Raw genomic sequence first — 18,033 nt, forward strand, 5'->3', positions numbered from 1 at the left:
GATTAGTTTTCGGTCCAGTACTGTAATGCTTTAACTCCTTTTGTCCAGAGTTTAATGATTTTGTTGGTTTGCTCTTCTTGTTCAGTTTCGGGTTCAAATAGACGATCTTGCGCCCAAAACTTCGATATTTCCTGCGGGTCTTTCCAATAGCCTACAGCTAGTCCTGCTAAGTATGCCGCGCCCAAAGCCGTTGTTTCTGTAATTTTAGGTCGCACAACGTTGCAATTGAGTATATTAGCCTGAATTTGCATGAGTAGGTCATTTCCAGTCGCACCACCATCTACACGCAATTCTTTGATTGGTATGCCACTATCAGCCCCCATTGCCTGTAGTACATCCCGTGTCTGAAGGGAGATTGCTTCGAGCGAAGCGCGTGCAATATGGCCATTCGTTGTTGCGCGCGTGAGTCCAAATAAAGTGCCTTGTGCACGGGCATTCCAGTATGGTGCTCCCAAACCTGCAAATGTTGGGATAAAGGTGACGCCACCATTATCTTTTTCTGTAAGTGCCAGTTGTTCAACGTCGGCCGACTTATGGATAATGTTAAGATTGTCGCGCAACCATTGGACCAGTGCGCCGCCGATGAATATGCTGCCTTCTAATGCATATTCTGTTCTTCCGTTGATTTTCCATGCAACGGTTGTTAATAGGTTGTTCTTTGATCGGATTGGTTTATCGCCAATATTCATTAACATAAAGCATCCTGTTCCGTATGTATTTTTGACCATTCCTTTCTCGATACATTGCTGTCCAAAAAGTGCCGCTTGCTGATCGCCGGCAATTCCTGCTATTTTGACTTTGTGTGCAAAAATGGTCGTCCGGGATTCTCCATATATTTCGCTGCTTTCTTTTACTTGCGGAAGCATGGCCGCGGGGATGTCAAACAATTCAAGGAGTTCCTCATCCCATTCCATGCTGTGGATATTAAACAGTAAGGTACGGGATGCGTTAGTAACGTCAGTGATGTGCGCGTCGCCGCGGGTGAGGTTCCAGACGAGCCAGGTGTCGATCGTTCCACAAATTAATTCTCCGTTTTGTGCCTTTTCCCGCGCCCCCTCTACATTGTCCAGAATCCATTTGATTTTGGTAGCAGAGAAATACGGATCTAATATCAGTCCCGTTTTTTCCTGAATCATTTCATGCTTTTTGGACTTGCGCAATTCGTCGCAATAATCTGCTGTGCGTTTATCTTGCCAAACGATGGCATTATAAATGGGTTTTCCAGTTTCTTTGTTCCAGACGACTACAGTTTCGCGTTGATTGGTTATACCAATAGCGGCAATATTTTTACCATTTAATCCTGCCTTTGTGGTAGCTTCTGCTGTGACACCTGCCTGCGTTGACCAGATTTCATGTGGGTCATGTTCGACCCATCCCGGTTGTGGGAATATCTGTGTAAATTCCTTCTGGGCAATGGAGACTATATTTCTGTCTTTATCAAAAATTATTGCTCTGGAGCTGGTGGTACCTTGATCCATTGCCAAGATGTATTGCTGTTCCATAATTGAGTATTGTTGGTTATTTTTGTGTTACTTCAAGATGTAATTTTTTGCAACTTTTTGAAAGTTTTCAATTTGATCATTTCGCCAATTTTCATCCTTACCTAGTTCCAGTGCGAGTAATCTAGCGACCTCAGGAGCTGCTTCAACGGCAGCTTTGGCATCTAGAAAGAGTATGCGTACACGACGGGATAGCACATCTTCTACTGTCCTGGCAAGTTCATTGCGTGCGGCCCAAACAATCTCTGCTTTTTTAAATTCTAGGTGCGCTAATAATTTCTCATTCCATTCAGGATTTTCCTGGGCTAATGCACGGATAGCTTCTTGGTCAGCACCATAAATATAGAGATGATTGCTTCTATCTGCTGTCGGAATGGCACTATAAATCATTTGTGTGGCGGACCGGCTTTCTTTTTGCGGTAAACAGCCAATTTTTATCGCTTTATCGATTGTATCTTGCCCCATTCGACGGAATGTTGTCCACTTTCCACCTGTTAAAGTCAGTAATTTGGAGTCGCTTACAATAACTTTGTGGCTTCGTGAAATCTCTTTGGTCTTATTGGAGTTGCCTGTAGGGGCGGCCAATGGACGAAGTCCAGCGAATACCGCCAATGCATCTGCTCTTGTTGGTTGTTTCGTTAAGTAGCGTCCCGCAGTTTTCAAAATAAAATCGATTTCCTGTTCCAAAGCTACGGGTTCAAGGCTATGTTCATCAATCGGGGTGTCGGTTGTTCCTGCAATGACCCGATTGTGCCAGGGAACTAGAAAAAGGACACGTCCATCATCTGTTTTTGGAATCATGATCGCGTCGTCGCCAGGGAGGAAGGATTTGTCAAATACGAGATGGACTCCTTGGCTGGGACGTACCATTTGTTTGGCTTCCGGTCTATCCATTTTTAAGATATCATCTACAAATATGCCTGTGGCATTGATTATCGCCTTACCTTGTATCGTAAAAACTTCACCTGTTTCGGTGTCATTGGCGATAACACCGTTTATTCGTCCGTTCTTATCCTTAGTGAGATTATTCACTCTTACATAATTTAGGGCAACTCCACCCATCTGTATGCAGGTTTGGGCTACATTGAGTGCAAGTCTTGAGTCGTCAAATTGCCCGTCCTGATAAACCACTCCACCATATAAACCTTTTGGTCTAACTGTGCTTATCCGACTAAGTGTTTCATCTTTATTGATATGGATGGATTTTCCCAAACTTAATTTACCGGCCAAAAGATCATATATTTTCATTCCAATAGTATAGAATGGACCATCGAACCAATTGTAGTTGGGTATGATAAATGATTGGTTTTTCACCAGATGAGGAGCGTTTTTTTGAAGTAGACCTCTTTCGTGAAGCGCTTCTTTAACCAGACTAATATCACCTTGAGCCAAATAGCGTACACCGCCATGAACGAGTTTGGTCGCTTTGCTTGAAGTACCTTTTGCAAAATCAACCTGTTCCAGCAAAATGGTTTTGAATCCACGGCTTAAAGCATCTAATGCAACACCTAATCCGCTCGCTCCACCACCTATTACGATAACATCCCATGCACTCGTATCTCTTATTTTTTCTATCAGTTTTGATCTATTGAATTCTTGATGTTTCATTTTCTTTCGTTTAGGAGTGTTATGGTAAACTTTGTTGCTGGTTCATTTCCCTATTCTCAACACTAAGTTATAGTATATTCATCAAATTTTAAAAGGAATTACATCATATTTATGTTAAGATATGATATTTGCTTTTGTTTTGTTTTGTTTTTTATTGTTTTGATTATAATCAAACATTAGCTTTTCTTTTTTGCCAGCAGTTCCGTATGGCGTGTCAAAAAGCTGTGTTTTTTCCCTCGCCAATGAAAAGTATTCGATGGTTACCCCAATTTGTATACTTTAGCTGGCATCTGCACTTTCTTACCATGTTTAACGATCCGATCAAAATATGTGCTGTGTGATCGTGGATGTTTTTTTTGGTCGATAGCTATATCATGTTTAACCATTGTATGCTGCTTATGTTTTGGTTTAAGCAAATGATTTTGTAATTTTAGAGTACTATTTAATTTATTTATGATGAGAAATATAAGATTATTTCTGTGCGGAGCCGTTGTGTTTTTTGGAACGGTAGTTTTACAGTCTAAAGCGTTCTCACAACAGGCTACTGCGACCGAGGAGCTTTCAAAGCCTTACCGTCCAGATGCTAATGCACAAAATGATATTGATCAGTTATTAGTTCAGGCAAAGAAAGAAAAGAAAAATATTATTATCCAAGCTGGGGGAAACTGGTGTGTTTGGTGTTTGAAATTTAATGATTATATCCACAAAACGGCAAGTGTAGACAAGTTGTTGAAGACTCGCTTTCTCTATTATCACCTTAATTATTCAAAGGAGAATAAAAACGAGGTTGTTTTTCAGAAGTATGCTCCTGAAGGAAATAAATTAGGTTATCCATTTTTTATTGTTTTAGACAGAAACGGAAAAACATTGCATGTACAGGAAAGTGGTAGTCTGGAAAAAGGAAAAGGCTATGATGAAGAAAAAGTACTTAACTTCTTTACAGCTTGGGTGGCGAAATAAATGTTTTTGATGCCGTAATTTCTATGATATATTAAAATAAAAATAGTAAATAAATAAACTGAAAGCCTCTTTTTAAGGGGCTTGCTTTGTAAGACCTTAATCGCCTGCTGAAATCGGGATTTCCCGTTGTGAACAAGTTCGGAAAGAGAAAACTCCAACAAGCTAAGTGCCTTGTATTTTATGCTGATCTAATTCGAAGCTAACAGGTACTTTAAACGCTTTCATCCGAATGAGGCCCCTATCAAGTCCCTATTAGGTCCGGACAAAGTCCGTATTATTTCAGGCCTTGGTATGAAGTTTATCGGTGCGATTTACGCTGATGAATGAGGCTGGGTATCTGCACTTGGTTTTCAAATTTAATCTCGATTATAATTGGCGTGATTAAGCACAAAAAAACGGTCCCGTTTCTAAGACCGGGACCGTTTTTTTGTGCTTAAAAACACGCTTTCTCTGCACGGTATTTATCATCCGGCAATTGAAAGAGCGGGTATTCTGGTTATAATATCTTATTGATACCCCAATAACTTCATGACTTGCTTCGAGTTTTGTTCCTCACCAAACACTTCGTAGTTGAATGTTTCGTCTCTATTGCGGCGTACGAGCACATGTTTAGGGGAAGGCAATAGGCAGTGATGAATTCCTCCATATCCACTTAATACATCCTGATAGGCCCCTGTATGAAAGAATCCCAGGTATTGAACCTTGCGTGTCTTTGGCATAAATACCGAATTCATATGTGCCTCCTGATTATAATAATCCTGACCATCGCAGGTAATACCGCCTAGATTGACACGTTCATATTCCGAATCCCAGTTGTTGATTGGCAAGAGGATGTATTTTTGATTCAATGCCCATACATCGGGTAAATTCGTAATAAATGAGCCATCAATCATAAACCAGCGCTCACGGTCATTTTGTTGCTTGCGGCCGAGTACTTTGTATAGAATACCTGAAGCTTCAGCGACGGTGTATTTACCAAATTCGGTAATAATATCGGGTTCCATTACCTCGTGGTGCGCGCAGATTTGTTTGATCCGGTTCACGATTTCATTGACCATGTATTCGTAGTCAAAGTCGTGCACCAGTGAATCCTTAAACGGCATACCCCCACCGATATCCAATGTATCTAAGTCTGGGTTTACTTTCTTGAATTTACAGTACAACGTCACATATTTCTCCAGTTCATTCCAGTAGTAGGGAGTGTCTGAGATACCTGAATTGATGAAAAAGTGAAGTAACTTGACTTTAAAGTTTGGATTGTCAACGATTTTGTTGTTATAGAAGTCAATGACGTCTTCCTGACGGATTCCCAAACGAGATGTATAGAATTGAGAGTCTGGTTGCTCTTCGGATGCAACGCGGATTCCTAGCGCACAAGGTTCATCCAGTTCGATTTCATCGTCGTAAAGGTTAAACTCTTCTTTATTATCTAGTACGGGTATAATGTTTGTATATCCATCATGGATCATATCTACAATATACTGTTTATACTGATACGTTTTGAATCCATTACAGATGACTGTAATGTCTTTTGTTACCGTACCCTGTCTTTCCAATGAATCGATCATCGGCATGTCAAATGCAGAGGAAGTTTCCAGGTGAATATCATTTTTCAACGCCTCTTCTACGATGTGCTTGAAATGGGATGATTTAGTACAATAGCAATATTTGTAAGATCCGCGATAGTTATGTTTCAGAATTGCGGTCTGAAAAAGGATTTTCGCTTGCTGAATTTTTTTGCTGACGATAGGCAAATAGGTAAAACGTAACGGCGTACCGTACGTTTCTATCATTTCCATTAAATTCAAATCGTGGAAATACAATTCGTCGTCGATGATTTCGAATCCGTCTTGCGGAAAACCAACACTTAAGTCAAGAAATTCCTGATAGCTCTGCATTTTTTATTATTTTTGCAAAGATATACTTTAATGGTGAATACCTAAATAAGGAATGTTATTTATTTCCAATTCACTATCAGGAAGTTGTAAAAATTACAAAATCATTAAATGGCAAATTCTATTCAAAAGCGACTTGTTGAAGTCACTGTACAGGCAGTAAAAGAGCTTTACAATGCAGATATTTTAGAAAATCAAATTGCTTTACAAGCTACCCGAAAGGAGTTTGAAGGACAAATTACGATCGTAGCATTTCCCGTAACGCGCTTTTCGAAATCTTCTCCTGAGCAAACTGGAAAAGAAATTGGAGCCTATTTGCAACAGCACATTGCTGAAATATCGGATTTCAATGTGATCAAAGGGTTTTTGAATATTGTCCTTTCGGATGCTTACTGGATCACGTTGTTGAATCAGACCATCTCGTCGAAGGACTTTGGCATATTTCCGGCAAATGGAAAAAAACTGATGGTGGAATACTCTTCTCCCAATACGAATAAACCGCTGCATTTAGGCCACATTCGGAATAATTTATTAGGATACTCCGTGGCCGAAATTCTGAAGGCCTATGGTTATGAGGTGATCAAAGCGAATTTGGTAAATGACCGTGGTATCCATATCTGTAAATCGATGTTGGCCTGGCAGAAATTTGGTGCCGGTGAGACACCTGAATCTACAGGGATGAAGGGAGACCACCTCGTCGGAAAATATTACGTCGTGTTTGACAAAGAATATAAAAAGGAGATCGAGGCATTGAAGGCTGAAGGGCAAACCGAAGATGAAGCAAAGAAAAATGCGCCGTTGATGAAGCAAGCCCAAGCGATGTTGCAACAATGGGAGGCGGGCAATGAAGAGGTAATCTCACTTTGGAAAACCATGAATAACTGGGTGTATGCTGGATTTGAAAAGACATACAAACAATTGGGCGTCGATTTCGACAAATATTATTATGAATCCAATACTTACTTGTTAGGTAAAGATATTATTCAAGAAGGTTTGGATAAAGGCGTTTTCTTCAAGAAAGAAGATAACTCCGTTTGGATTGATCTAACAGATGAAGGATTGGATCAGAAGCTGGTGCTTCGTGGCGACGGTACTTCTGTTTATATCACCCAAGATTTGGGGACAGCTCAACTAAAGTATGATGAGTTCAAAATGAGTGAATCTATCTATGTTGTTGGTAACGAGCAAGATTATCATTTCAAGGTATTGTTCTTAATCTTAAAAAAACTTGGTAAAGCCTGGGCTGAAGGTTTGTTCCATTTGTCTTATGGAATGGTCGATCTTCCATCCGGCAAAATGAAATCAAGGGAAGGAACAGTTGTTGATGCGGATGATTTGATGGCTGAAATGCTTAAAACTGCGCAGGAACGGACTGAAGAACTTGGAAAGACGGAAGGATTGGACGAAGCATCCAAAGCAGCTCTTTATGATACGATTGGAATGGGGGCGCTTAAATATTTTCTATTGAAGGTAGATCCCAAAAAACGTCTCTTATTTGATCCCAATGAGTCCGTCGATTTTCAAGGACATACTGGGCCGTTTATTCAATATACTCATGCACGTATCAAATCTGTCTTAAGTAAAGCTGAATTCAATTTTGACAGTGCGGTTTCTGTACCGGCAACGATCTCTTCTTACGAACGTGATTTGATTCAGCAACTTGGAGCATTTCCAGAGACTATTGAAGCCTCCGCACAAGAGTTCAGCCCTGCCCAGTTGGCAAATTATATTTATGAAGTAGCCAAGATTTACAATAAATTTTATCATGAGGAAACCATCTTGAAAGCGGAAGATAATGATGTTAAAAACTTTAGGTTGCACTTATCTGCTTCCGCAGCGAAGGTTATTGCAAAAGGAATGAACTTATTGGGTATCCAAGTGCCCGAAAGAATGTAATATGATGGAGAAAATTCGCGTAGGACTTATTGGTTTTGGAATTTCAGGCCAAGTTTTTCATGCCCCCGTGATGCGTTCGATTGTGGAACTGGATCTTATCAAGGTGACGGCACGCAAAGCTGATCAGCAGAGTTTGCTTAAGGAGCGCTATCCGCATGCGGAAATTGCTTTGTCTGCAAATGACATATTCGATGATCCAACCATTGATTTAGTCGTGATTGCAACCTCCAATGAAATGCATTATCCTTTTGCCAAACGTGCATTGGAAGCGGGAAAACATGTCGTGGTTGAAAAGCCGTTTACAAATAGTGTGGATCAGGCAGATGAGTTGATTTCGTTGGCAAAGCAGTACAATCTGATCTTGGCTCCCTACCATAATTTAAGGTTCAACTCAGACTATCGTACAGTTGAAAAAGTAATCAAAAGTGGAAGATTGGGACGGATTGTAAATTTGGAATCTCGCTTTGATCGTTTTCGAAACTACCTGCGACCGAATGCTTGGCGTGAGGAAAATTTGCCGGGTTCTGGAGTATTTTATGACTTAGGGCCTCATCTCATCGACCAGGCTTTACAGTTGTTTGGAAAGCCAAATGCTGTTTTTGCAGATTTAGCTATCCAACGGGATCACGCAAAGACTATCGATAATTTCGACTGCCTATTGTACTATGATAACTTACGGGTATCGTTGAAAGGGTCTATGCTTGCAAAAGAACCCACACCTCGGTATCGTGTCTTTGGAATGAACGGAAATTTTGTAAAATATGGTATCGACCCACAGGAAGCTTTACTGCGCGATGGTAAATTTCCTGATGAAGATCCAACCTGGGGACAAGAGGATCCAAGTCTATACGGCAAGCTCAATATCGTTGAAAAGGGGAATGACATTGAAGAAATGATTCCTTCTGAAATTGGTTCCTATCCTGATTTTTATCAGAACGTTGCGGATAGTATATTAGGGAAAAGATCCTTAATCGCATCGCCAGAACAAGCCCGAGATGTTATTAAAATTATTGAAATAGCATATCAGAGTCAATTGGAGCGGAGGGTGATTTCTGTTGACGACACATTGATTGCTTATTAGATCTGTTACTGTGACTATAACCTACGATGCTATCATTATTGGGGCTGGGGCCTGTGGTTTGATGTGCGCTGCGCAAGCAGGGCTCATTGGAAAGAAGACTTTAGTTATTGAACGAAACGATAAAGTTGGTGCGAAGATATTGATTTCTGGAGGTGGACGCTGTAATTATACGAATACGGGTACTAGCCCATCAAATTTCATTTCTGAAAATCCAGATTTTTTACATAGCGTGTTCAAGCAATGGACTGTAGAGGATACTGTTGTGTTTTTTGAAAGCTATGGCATTGTGGGGCAGGAGAAGACCTTGGGGCAGCTGTTTCCGATAACCAATAAAGCAAAAGATATTGTTGCTGTGTTTTCTAAAATTTTATATGAAACGGATCAGGATATTGCCTTAAATACATTGGTGAAATCTGTTGAAAGAGATGCCGATGGTTTTGTTGTAACAGTAGAAAATGAAGCAGGTGAATCCCACTATCATAGCCCAAAAGTTATCATTGCTTCCGGAGGGCTTCCGGTTCAAAAGCTTGGCGCATCAGACTTTGGTTTACGCCTAGCCAAAAAATTTGGTTTGGAAGTGGTCGGTACAGCTCCTGCATTAGTGCCGCTGACCATAACAGGAAAAGATGCCGATTGGTATAGTTCCTTAGCTGGAAATTCGGTATTCTCAAAGGTATCTGTTGCCGGAATGTCTTTTGAAGAGAATATTCTCTTTACACACTGGGGATTAAGCGGACCCGCAATTCTTCAGATATCAAGTTATTGGAGGCCTGGACAGGAGATTAGCATTGATCTACTGCCTAATTTTAATTTAGATAATCTGATTAAACAAGAGCGACAATACGGCGGAAAAAGACTTGTTTCCCAATTGTTGAACGATCACTTCACGAGGAAATTGGTTGATGCTCTTGGAAAATTCCTAGTATTGGATACCAAAATTGCCTCCCTTAGTAAGGCTGAGGCGAAATTGATTGTTGATACTATTCATCACTTCAAGGTAAAACCTGCGGGAGATAAGGGTTATGATAAAGCTGAGGTTATGCGAGGGGGAGTATCGACAGCGGAACTTCATCCTAAGACACTCATGTCAAAAAAAGTAAATGGCCTTTATTTCGGAGGAGAAACTGTAGATATTACCGGATGGCTGGGCGGCTATAACTTCCAATGGGCTTGGGCTAGTGGTTATGCCATTGCTCAAGATATTTAGCCTTTGTGAAGGAGACAATGGTTTCCATCTCTTCTGGAAATATCGCCTAAGTGGGAGAATCAACTGAAATACTATACATTTTTTAATCCAAAATTCTATCTACGGATTCTTGGGTATAACGTTGTATGGCAGCTCCCAAGCGCTGCTTTATTCGAGTTTGAAGACTTTTCGGTGAGAGCACCTTAACGGATTCGCCAAAACCTAAAATTTCTCTTTCCAGCTCAAAATTAAGTACAACATCGAGGCGAATCAAAATCGATCCGTCTTCCTTTTTACCTAAAATTTGCTGGGAAGAATGTATGGGTTTTGTTGTCACATAAGGCGCATTTTTTGCATTGACAAGTAATATTACGCGATGTCCGCGGTCTTTGTGTGATTTAGTAACGCCAATGGTATCCGAAAAATAGCGTTCAAAATCTACCCCGTTATATTCTTGATATGAATTTTTACCCATTTCTTCTACAGAATTTATGCGATCAAGTGCTAGCGTCATCAACCCTTCATTCTTTTTGTGATGCCCAATTAGAAACCACCGATTACGATACTCTTTTAGAAGATAGGGGGAGAAGACAAGATCTTGCTGTTGTTTTGCTTTGAACGACTGGTAGCTTATGAGTAGCGGGGTTTTTTCTCGAATGGCTTGATGCAATGGATTGATAAAGGAAAGTCCCTTTAGCAGATTATTATTTTCCATTTGTATAATCGATGGCGCATTATCCTTTTTGGTATGGATACTATCTTCGAGCCGTGCAACAATATCGCTCAATTCATCAAAGCTCGAGAAGCCGCTCACATGCTTCAACACCTCCACAGCCTCCTTCATTTTTTGCATATCTCCGACAGAAATAGGAGAATTGCTAATACTATAGTGGGGATCTTCATAGGTGTAGAATTTGCGTTGCAAGACGACTATAGGCGCATTGTAGCCGAGCTTATTACTACGCATGAGTTGAATATCACCTTGTATGGTGCGTTTACTTATCCCATTTTTGATTCCTTCAAATTCATAGAGTGCATCGGATACCTTTTCCATAAGATCTTCCAACGTCCATTTCCGATGTCGCAAACGGAGACATTGATCAATAGTTTTATAGCGTATAAGCGCGAGTTTATTAAGTGCCACGTTCGATTTCTTTTGGTTAACTGAAAATACGAAAACTTTCTTTTATCTACGCAATATGACTGCGTAGAATTTACAGCACAAGCTAAATAATTTCCGGTGTTTTCGAAATTGAAAAGAATTTCAGTTTTATCCGAGTAAAATAGCTACTTTTGCGCAGAAGCAAACTGGTTCTATCGCTGCTCTTTTTGAGAGGAGAGGAAAGTCCGGGCAACATAGAGCGACACGCTTCCTAACGGGAAGGCTGCTATGGAAATAGTAGACAGAAAGTGCCACAGAAAATATACCGCTTTTCGGAGTAAGGGTGAAAACGTAAGGTAAGAGCTTACGGTCTTGCATGGTGACATGCATTACGGTAAACCTCGTGTGTTGAAAGACCAAATAGGTTGCGAAAATCGAAGGCTGCTCGTCTTCTTTCAATGTATTGGAATTCGTAATGGGTAGGTTGATTGAGTTTGTCAGTGATGGCAAATCTAGATAAATGATAGAAATTCCACTTCGGTGGTCTACAGAACCCGGCTTACAAGGTTTGCTTCTTTTTCGCTAATTGCCAAAAAAAACTTATATTGATTTTCATAATTGAAAAAATAGCATAATTCTCTATTTATGAGTACGATTTTAATCATTGATGATGAGCGCGCCATCAGAAGTTCGTTGCGTGATATCTTGGAATATGAAGATTATACGATTTTAGATGTCGACAATGGCCGGGATGGTTTAGATATTTTAAAAAAGGAAAAAATAGATCTTGTTCTGTGTGATATCAAGATGAACACGATGGATGGGATGGAAGTGTTGGCAGATGCCCACCAAAGCAGTCCAGATATTCCCTTCATAATGATCTCCGGACATGGTACGATTGAAACCGCTGTTGAAGCTGCGAAAAAGGGAGCATTTGACTTTTTAGAAAAGCCATTGGACCTAAATAGATTATTGATCACGGTTCGAAATGCATTGGATAAAAGTTCCCTAGTGACCGAAACGAAAGTTCTGAAACGAAAAGTTAGCAGTTCGAAAACGAAAGATATATTAGGTGAATCTGGGGCTATCAAACGTATTAAAGAAACAATTGACCGTGTTGCACCAACTGAAGCTCGCGTATTGATTACTGGTGCGAATGGTTCGGGAAAAGAATTGGTTGCACGTTGGTTACATGAGAAATCAAATCGCGCGCAGGGCCCATTAATCGAAGTGAACTGTGCGGCAATACCTTCCGAATTAATTGAATCAGAGCTGTTTGGTCACGAAAAAGGATCTTTCACATCGGCTATTAAGCAACGTATTGGAAAATTTGAACAAGCTAGTGGCGGCACATTGTTTTTAGATGAGATTGGTGACATGAGCCTTTCGGCGCAGGCAAAAGTATTAAGAGCGCTACAGGAACATAAAATTACTCGGGTGGGGGGCGATAAAGAAATTGATGTCAATGTACGTGTGGTTGCTGCGACCAATAAGGACTTATTGAAAGAAATTGAAGATGGTAATTTCAGAATGGACTTATATCACCGTCTTTCTGTTATATTGATCCATGTACCTGCATTAGTTGATCGCGTTGATGATATTCCTTTATTATCTACTAACTTCTGCGAAGAGATCTGTATGGAGTACGGAATTCCCGTTAAGGATATCACTACAGCAGCCATGAAAGAGTTAAGCCACCTTCCTTGGACGGGAAATATTCGCGAATTAAGAAATATGATTGAACGTTTAATTATTTTGAGCGACAAGTCTATTACCGACAAAGATGTCATTGCCTTTGCCAATCCTTCGCGCGAACCGATAAATGGTGTAGCCCATGAAAAAGGTACAGCAAATTATGGATTAGATATGGACTCCTTTGATTCGTTTCAAGATTACAAGGATCATGCTGAGAAAGAATTTATAAAATACAAGTTGGAAAAAAACAATTGGAACGTCTCCAAGACAGCGGATGATTTGGACATTCAACGTAGTCATCTTTATAGTAAAATAGAAAAGTTCGGTCTGAAAAGAGATTAATAGCTGAATAAAATTTTACTTAGCCATTAGCTGTCCATGATTCATTAGGCAAACTGGACTATCGATACTAAAAAAAGAGATTCCTCAAGGAATCTCTTTTTTTATACATCAACAGCAACCTGGGAATTGTACCGTAAAGTCCTGGCTACTGTATTTTTAAAATAGCTTCAACATTCGCAACTGATAATTCCGTATAATTATTGATATAAATATTGCTTGTTGGTAATTCTTCTTTTTTATGCGTTGAAAGTACAGCTACAACTTTCATATTAGCATTTTTAGCTGCAGTAATGCCTGAAAAAGAATCTTCAAAAACGATACAGCAATCGGTTGAAATTTGAAGATTTTCTGCCGATTTTAGGTAAACCTCAGGATGAGGTTTATGTAATTTCACGTCTTCGCTGCTTAGTGTGGAAGAAAATAATTGCCGTATATTCAATTCGTCTAGAATTAAATCCATATTTTCCCGCGGAGCAGATGTCGCTACAGCAAGCTTAAAACCTTTCTCTTTTAAGGCTGTCAAAAACTCAATTAACCCCTTTATAGGCGCTACATGGTCTTTGTAAATTACTCTAAAAAGTTGCTCTTTTTCAAATTCAAGCGTGCTCAGTTCTTCAGGAGAAATTGGACGTTTAAAGAAATGTTGCATAATATAACTATTGTGCTTACCATACATGTGCTGTTCAAATTCCTCTTCTGTAGCTTGTTGCACATTGTGGTTTTTAAAAAAAGCTCTAAAGGCTTGTGCGTGGAAAGGATTGGTGTGACTTATAACACCGTCCATGTCAAATATCGCTGCGTATTCTGTCATTTGGCTAATATACAATTATTGCCGTGCTCTGGCAGAGTGCACACATTCATATTCTGGTAAATATTTTCATTTGTTTAGAGAAAGCTAAGGTTAAAACGGCCTCTATCACTACTGCTTACTTCGTTATGAAATTGAAAAAATTCCTCATAATTACTAGCAGGATAGGTGCCTTCAAAAAGCTCCAATTTTCTGTAGGTGAAGAGTTTATTCCCTTTTATTTCTGATCTAAACTCATATTTTCCAAACGGTTTTTCAATGATTTTCTTTTCAGGGACTACTGTTTTAAGTATATTTTCAGGAAGAATAATGCTAATGCTGTCAATATCGGTAAACCCTCTTTCAATGAAAATATCTTCTGTTCTATTTCTGCTTTCAGGAATATTGGAATGCAAGTTGAACAAATTAGGCTGGATCAAAAGTTTATTGCCATTTTTTACAGCAAAATTTTTAATGGAAATATCCAGGTTCTCTTCAATAAATGGATTGTCTTCTTTGTGTTCAATATAGTTTATACGATTGAAATTGATATTGTCTATATTGTAATATTCAGTTAAAAGTTTATTCTTGTCATTATTGCTAGCCAAAAGTACATCCATATGGTTTGCATATTGGGTTCCGTAGAACTTGGTGTTTAGCGAACCTTGTATATTCCCATCTTCTGAAAGTTTTAGATCGGCGTAGCGAAGCTGAAGATTTGTTGAATTAACATATTTAGGAGTGTGCATAATAACTCCACCGTTTTCAGTGCAAGCAACGACATCTCTATCGTCGGTAAAATCGCTGAGAAAACCAAATGGAAGGTTCTGGCTTGTACATTCTAGCCAAGTTGTATCATTTTTAAACGGAATGCATAATATGACGTGATTTCCGTCTTGAGCATTTGCAAAGGTTTTATTGAAACTTTCTTTGCTTCTTCCAGCTTCAACGATGCAATAGTAGGAAGGGATATTGACGGCCGACAGCATACTTCGCATGTAGTTGACTAACGCTTTACAATCGCCATAGCCCAAACGGTCTACTTCTGAGGCAGGAAATGGCTCTAAGCCGCCAATACCTATCTGAATACTGATATAGCGTGTGTTTTTTTGTAAGTAATCATATAGAATTTTTGCTTTATCCTTGTCTGAACTGGCATTTTTGGTCAATGCAATAAATTTTTGTTTAGAGGCGTCGGTCAGATCTTGTTTCTTATTTAGCAAACTGTTGGATACCCAGTTACCGAATTCTTTCCAGTCTGAGAAATTTCCTTCTCTCCCATAGTAAATAAAATTTTTGGGAACGATGAGTACATTCGTTTTTTTAAGACTGGAGTTGGGACTATAAGACTCGTCCTTTCTGGCCACGATCTGTTCCACATTCCACGTCTTGCTTTCGGTCTTCTCATTTTTTTCTTGTTTTGCCGTTCCATTATAATTCTTTGTTTCTATTCTGTATTCTGTGCCAATTGGTGCGATAAATTGGAAACTGCTTTTTTCTATGGACACATTGTTTGAGACCTCCGGAGTCCAAGATGGAATGATCAAGTTTTGCTTGCTTCTGACCTCGTATTGATATTCGATGGTATAGGGATAACTGTGGTAGTTGGGGACATATATTTTTACTCGGGAATCGGCAAACATCGTACTGTTGTCAACAGCACTAATATCCTTAAAATCTTTCGTTGAAATTTTCTTTTGCAATATGCCCATTTCGTTATAGATTGCTCCCTTAATGCTTCTGATCTCAGTGGATTTATCATAATACACCGGAAGCGTTGCATAACGGTCTCCGTTTTTATTGTACACGGTAATGGCGCAAGTTGTCGTGGTGACGACTTGTTCGGGAGATTTTATTTCTACCACAGTTTTATCATTGCGTACAGTCGCTACTGCACGGCTTTTTAATGTACTTGGAATATTGGCAACGTCATAGTTTTCTTGCCCACTGGCAAGGACCGGAAGCAGGATGTATAGTAAGTTGACGAATAGAATTTTCATTTTTTACTAATTAATTTTAGATCTACTTTTTGTTGTTGAATGATACGGGAATACAATTCTTTGAGTGAAAAATATTCATCGACTGAAAATAGGGGCTTGTTGAACGTGAGGCTCTGTAGGATTTCGATTTGGTTACCATCAACTTGGCTGACATATTTATATTTTGCAGTTGACTCTGGGAGTACTAAAGAAGCATTTTGTGGTTTTTCGACAATCTCATATTGATCAGGAATTGTTAATTTAATCGAATACAGAGTTTTGGATTTATAACCCATATCGACAGGGTAAGTTCTTTCCTGCGCTTTAAATGGGTTGTGGACGACCCTGTCAATAATAGTTGGAGCCAAAACTATTTCATCTTGTCCCATCTGTTTGGAAACATCCGCGACGACATCGAATTCTTCTATCAAGATTTGATCAATATCCTCAAGGTTTTGAATACTCGACTTTATCAGAGTGATGTTGGGCATTTCTTCATCCATTTTTTCCCAATATTCTTCCAAAGAATTAAATTTAGCAATATGTTGACGCTTTAAGAATGCTTTGTTGCCTCTACTGCTTATGGTTAATTTTCCCTTAATTTTTAATTGGTCATCTAATGTTCCTTCCAAGGCATAATTTACTTCGGAAAACTGCGTCGCTACAAGTGGGAACCAATTTGAGCTTTTTTTAGAGTAGATGATTCTTCCCCGTTCATTTAAACATTGCAAGGGCAATTCTCCAAAAGGCAAATAAGCATTAGAGGCATCCAATGTATATTTTACACCATCGATATCCAAGCAAGCGATGACGTAGTCAAAGTCAGATAACACAGGGAAAAGTGCATTAGGGTTACCATTTCGGCGGGTCGAGAGAATGACAGGGTATGCTTCTAGGTCTGCAGCCATTAAAGCGGTTACTAATGCTAGATTAATATCCCCAATATTACCATTTCGTTTTTCAAGTGCTTTTTCAACGCCAGTCTCCGCATATTTGCCTAAATGATTGTTCCATTTTATTTGTTTGTTAATATAGTTATATACCTTTTTTGCTTTTTCAAGTTTGCTGTCATTAGGAGATATGAATGTTGCTAAGCTGGATTTGAATACGTCTGTTTTTTTTAATTGACCGCCAAAAGTCTTTTCATTCGTCAGTTCTACATCTACGTCTTTCCAAGTTTTGCTAAATGTTTTCTTACTGCCTGTACTCGGATAAAAAATCGATTCAAGTTCATAATAAATTGCAGATTTAAAATTCGTAGGGGAGGTCATGTAATCCTCTTCGATAAATGCCGGAACGTTGTTCATTTTATAGGTCAATTTTGAACAATCCATTCGTAAACCATCTAGAAAAATATATTCTCGCAATACTTCACCTTTTTGATCGGTAAGTTTATAAGGTCCACGTAAAGCTACATTATAGGTAAAAGAAGCAGGTATGATAGCGATGTATTGACTTTGAATTTTAGGAACATCATCTTGAAATTCCCATGTTTTAAAATTAAATAAATCCTGCTCTAGCGTTCGATAAGACACTTCAATAATAGATCCTTCTTTAATATTCGGAAGTGTGAATTTATTAAGGTCCAGATGTGCTGAATAATTTTCTTTGAAAACTTTTTTATTTTCAAGCTCTGTTCTCTCTATTCTACCATTTTCTAAGTTATAAGTAACAGCCTTTAATTCATCAAAGTAGTCACGTATATAATTTCCACGTTTATAAGAAGGAATTTCAAAATTAGCTTTTTTAAATCCTTCTTTATCTATGATGCGGATCAGTACATGGTATTCATGTAGCAGTTTAATACGATTATCATAATCATCCACGAAAACAGAGCTTTGGCCAAACTCATTCAGAACGATAGCATGGGCATTGCTATCCAAATCTATACGTGAGAAATCCGAAATAGAAACTTTACCAAAATCAAAGTTTTGAGCGATACTATTTGTATAAATAGAAAATATTAAAAACAACGTTAAAAACTGGCGCATAACTATAGGTGT

General features: G+C 39.0%; 12 protein-coding genes and 1 other RNA gene. 6 read left to right on the forward strand and 7 right to left on the reverse strand.

All coding sequences use genetic code 11. The annotated features are described in order from the left end of the window. Positions 1-2 precede the first annotated feature (2 nt). Both glpK and VXM68_RS12440 read right to left on the reverse strand, forming a co-directional pair. Positions 3-1,502 (reverse strand): glycerol kinase GlpK, encoded by a 1,500-nt coding sequence (gene glpK / locus VXM68_RS12435; RefSeq protein WP_367208891.1) that lies wholly within the window; start codon positions 1,500-1,502, stop codon positions 3-5. 27 nt (positions 1,503-1,529) lie between these two features. Continuing rightward, a complete protein-coding gene (locus VXM68_RS12440; RefSeq protein ID WP_294184734.1) occupies positions 1,530-3,107 on the reverse strand; it encodes a glycerol-3-phosphate dehydrogenase/oxidase in 1,578 nt (525 codons plus the stop codon). A gap of 453 nt (positions 3,108-3,560) precedes the next feature. Here VXM68_RS12440 and VXM68_RS12445 point away from each other — a divergent pair, with 453 nt between their 5' ends. Beyond that, positions 3,561-4,067: a thioredoxin family protein gene (locus VXM68_RS12445; RefSeq protein ID WP_293955509.1), complete on the forward strand. Its 507-nt coding sequence runs from the start codon at positions 3,561-3,563 to the stop codon at positions 4,065-4,067. 506 nt (positions 4,068-4,573) lie between these two features. Here the strand turns inward: VXM68_RS12445 and VXM68_RS12450 are convergent. Further along, entirely contained in the window at positions 4,574-5,965 is a 1,392-nt protein-coding gene (locus VXM68_RS12450) for an arginine decarboxylase (RefSeq protein WP_121123983.1), read from the reverse strand. A 108-nt stretch (positions 5,966-6,073) separates the two neighbouring features. Between VXM68_RS12450 and argS the strand changes: the two genes are divergently transcribed. The 3 genes from argS to VXM68_RS12465 are packed head-to-tail and all read left to right on the forward strand — an operon-like array spanning position 6,074 to position 10,146. Further along, a complete protein-coding gene (gene argS / locus VXM68_RS12455; RefSeq protein ID WP_367208893.1) occupies positions 6,074-7,858 on the forward strand; it encodes an arginine--tRNA ligase in 1,785 nt (594 codons plus the stop codon). A gap of 1 nt (position 7,859) precedes the next feature. Continuing rightward, positions 7,860-8,939 carry an oxidoreductase gene (locus VXM68_RS12460; RefSeq protein WP_294184731.1) on the forward strand — a complete coding sequence of 360 codons (1,080 nt, stop codon included), beginning with the start codon at positions 7,860-7,862 and terminating at the stop codon, positions 8,937-8,939. A 16-nt stretch (positions 8,940-8,955) separates the two neighbouring features. Beyond that, positions 8,956-10,146: an aminoacetone oxidase family FAD-binding enzyme gene (locus VXM68_RS12465; RefSeq protein WP_294350691.1), complete on the forward strand. Its 1,191-nt coding sequence runs from the start codon at positions 8,956-8,958 to the stop codon at positions 10,144-10,146. An 82-nt stretch (positions 10,147-10,228) separates the two neighbouring features. On the opposite strand, the gene VXM68_RS12470 is transcribed toward VXM68_RS12465, so the two are convergent. Continuing rightward, on the reverse strand, positions 10,229-11,269 hold the full coding sequence (locus tag VXM68_RS12470; RefSeq protein WP_294184730.1) for a YafY family protein: 1,041 nt from the start codon (positions 11,267-11,269) through the stop codon (positions 10,229-10,231). A gap of 157 nt (positions 11,270-11,426) precedes the next feature. Between VXM68_RS12470 and rnpB the strand changes: the two genes are divergently transcribed. Next, positions 11,427-11,805: RNase P RNA component class A (rnpB, locus tag VXM68_RS12475), an RNA gene on the forward strand. Between the two features lie 67 nt (positions 11,806-11,872). After that, on the forward strand, positions 11,873-13,264 hold the full coding sequence (locus VXM68_RS12480; protein WP_294184729.1) for a sigma-54 dependent transcriptional regulator: 1,392 nt from the start codon (positions 11,873-11,875) through the stop codon (positions 13,262-13,264). A 145-nt stretch (positions 13,265-13,409) separates the two neighbouring features. On the opposite strand, the gene VXM68_RS12485 is transcribed toward VXM68_RS12480, so the two are convergent. From VXM68_RS12485 to VXM68_RS12495, 3 genes are all read right to left on the reverse strand, one after another. Then, entirely contained in the window at positions 13,410-14,075 is a 666-nt protein-coding gene (locus VXM68_RS12485; protein ID WP_293955504.1) for an HAD family phosphatase, read from the reverse strand. 74 nt (positions 14,076-14,149) lie between these two features. Next, positions 14,150-16,051, reverse strand: a complete 1,902-nt coding sequence (locus VXM68_RS12490) for a DUF3857 domain-containing protein (RefSeq protein ID WP_294184728.1) — start codon at positions 16,049-16,051, stop codon at positions 14,150-14,152. Beyond that, complete coding sequence (locus VXM68_RS12495) at positions 16,048-18,021, reverse strand: transglutaminase domain-containing protein (RefSeq protein ID WP_367208894.1); 1,974 nt, start codon at positions 18,019-18,021, stop codon at positions 16,048-16,050. The genes VXM68_RS12490 and VXM68_RS12495 overlap by 4 nt, the downstream gene beginning before the upstream one ends. Between the last annotated feature and the right edge of the window lie 12 nt (positions 18,022-18,033).

Origin of the sequence: Sphingobacterium sp. R2 (genome assembly GCF_040760075.1) — a bacterium.
Classification (GTDB): Bacteria; Bacteroidota; Bacteroidia; order Sphingobacteriales; family Sphingobacteriaceae; genus Sphingobacterium.

Bases quoted from the DNA above. Each gene is read 5' to 3' on its own strand.
- VXM68_RS12460 (WP_294184731.1), top strand. From the start codon at position 7,860: ATGATGGAGAAAATTCGCGTAGGACTTATTGGTTTTGGAATTTCAGGC.
- VXM68_RS12440 (WP_294184734.1), bottom strand. From the start codon at position 3,107: ATGAAACATCAAGAATTCAATAGATCAAAACTGATAGAAAAAATAAGA.
- argS (WP_367208893.1), top strand. From the start codon at position 6,074: ATGGCAAATTCTATTCAAAAGCGACTTGTTGAAGTCACTGTACAGGCA.
- VXM68_RS12480 (WP_294184729.1), top strand. From the start codon at position 11,873: ATGAGTACGATTTTAATCATTGATGATGAGCGCGCCATCAGAAGTTCG.
- VXM68_RS12445 (WP_293955509.1), top strand. From the start codon at position 3,561: ATGATGAGAAATATAAGATTATTTCTGTGCGGAGCCGTTGTGTTTTTT.
- VXM68_RS12495 (WP_367208894.1), bottom strand. From the start codon at position 18,021: ATGCGCCAGTTTTTAACGTTGTTTTTAATATTTTCTATTTATACAAAT.
- VXM68_RS12490 (WP_294184728.1), bottom strand. From the start codon at position 16,051: ATGAAAATTCTATTCGTCAACTTACTATACATCCTGCTTCCGGTCCTT.
- glpK (WP_367208891.1), bottom strand. From the start codon at position 1,502: ATGGAACAGCAATACATCTTGGCAATGGATCAAGGTACCACCAGCTCC.
- VXM68_RS12485 (WP_293955504.1), bottom strand. From the start codon at position 14,075: ATGACAGAATACGCAGCGATATTTGACATGGACGGTGTTATAAGTCAC.
- VXM68_RS12450 (WP_121123983.1), bottom strand. From the start codon at position 5,965: ATGCAGAGCTATCAGGAATTTCTTGACTTAAGTGTTGGTTTTCCGCAA.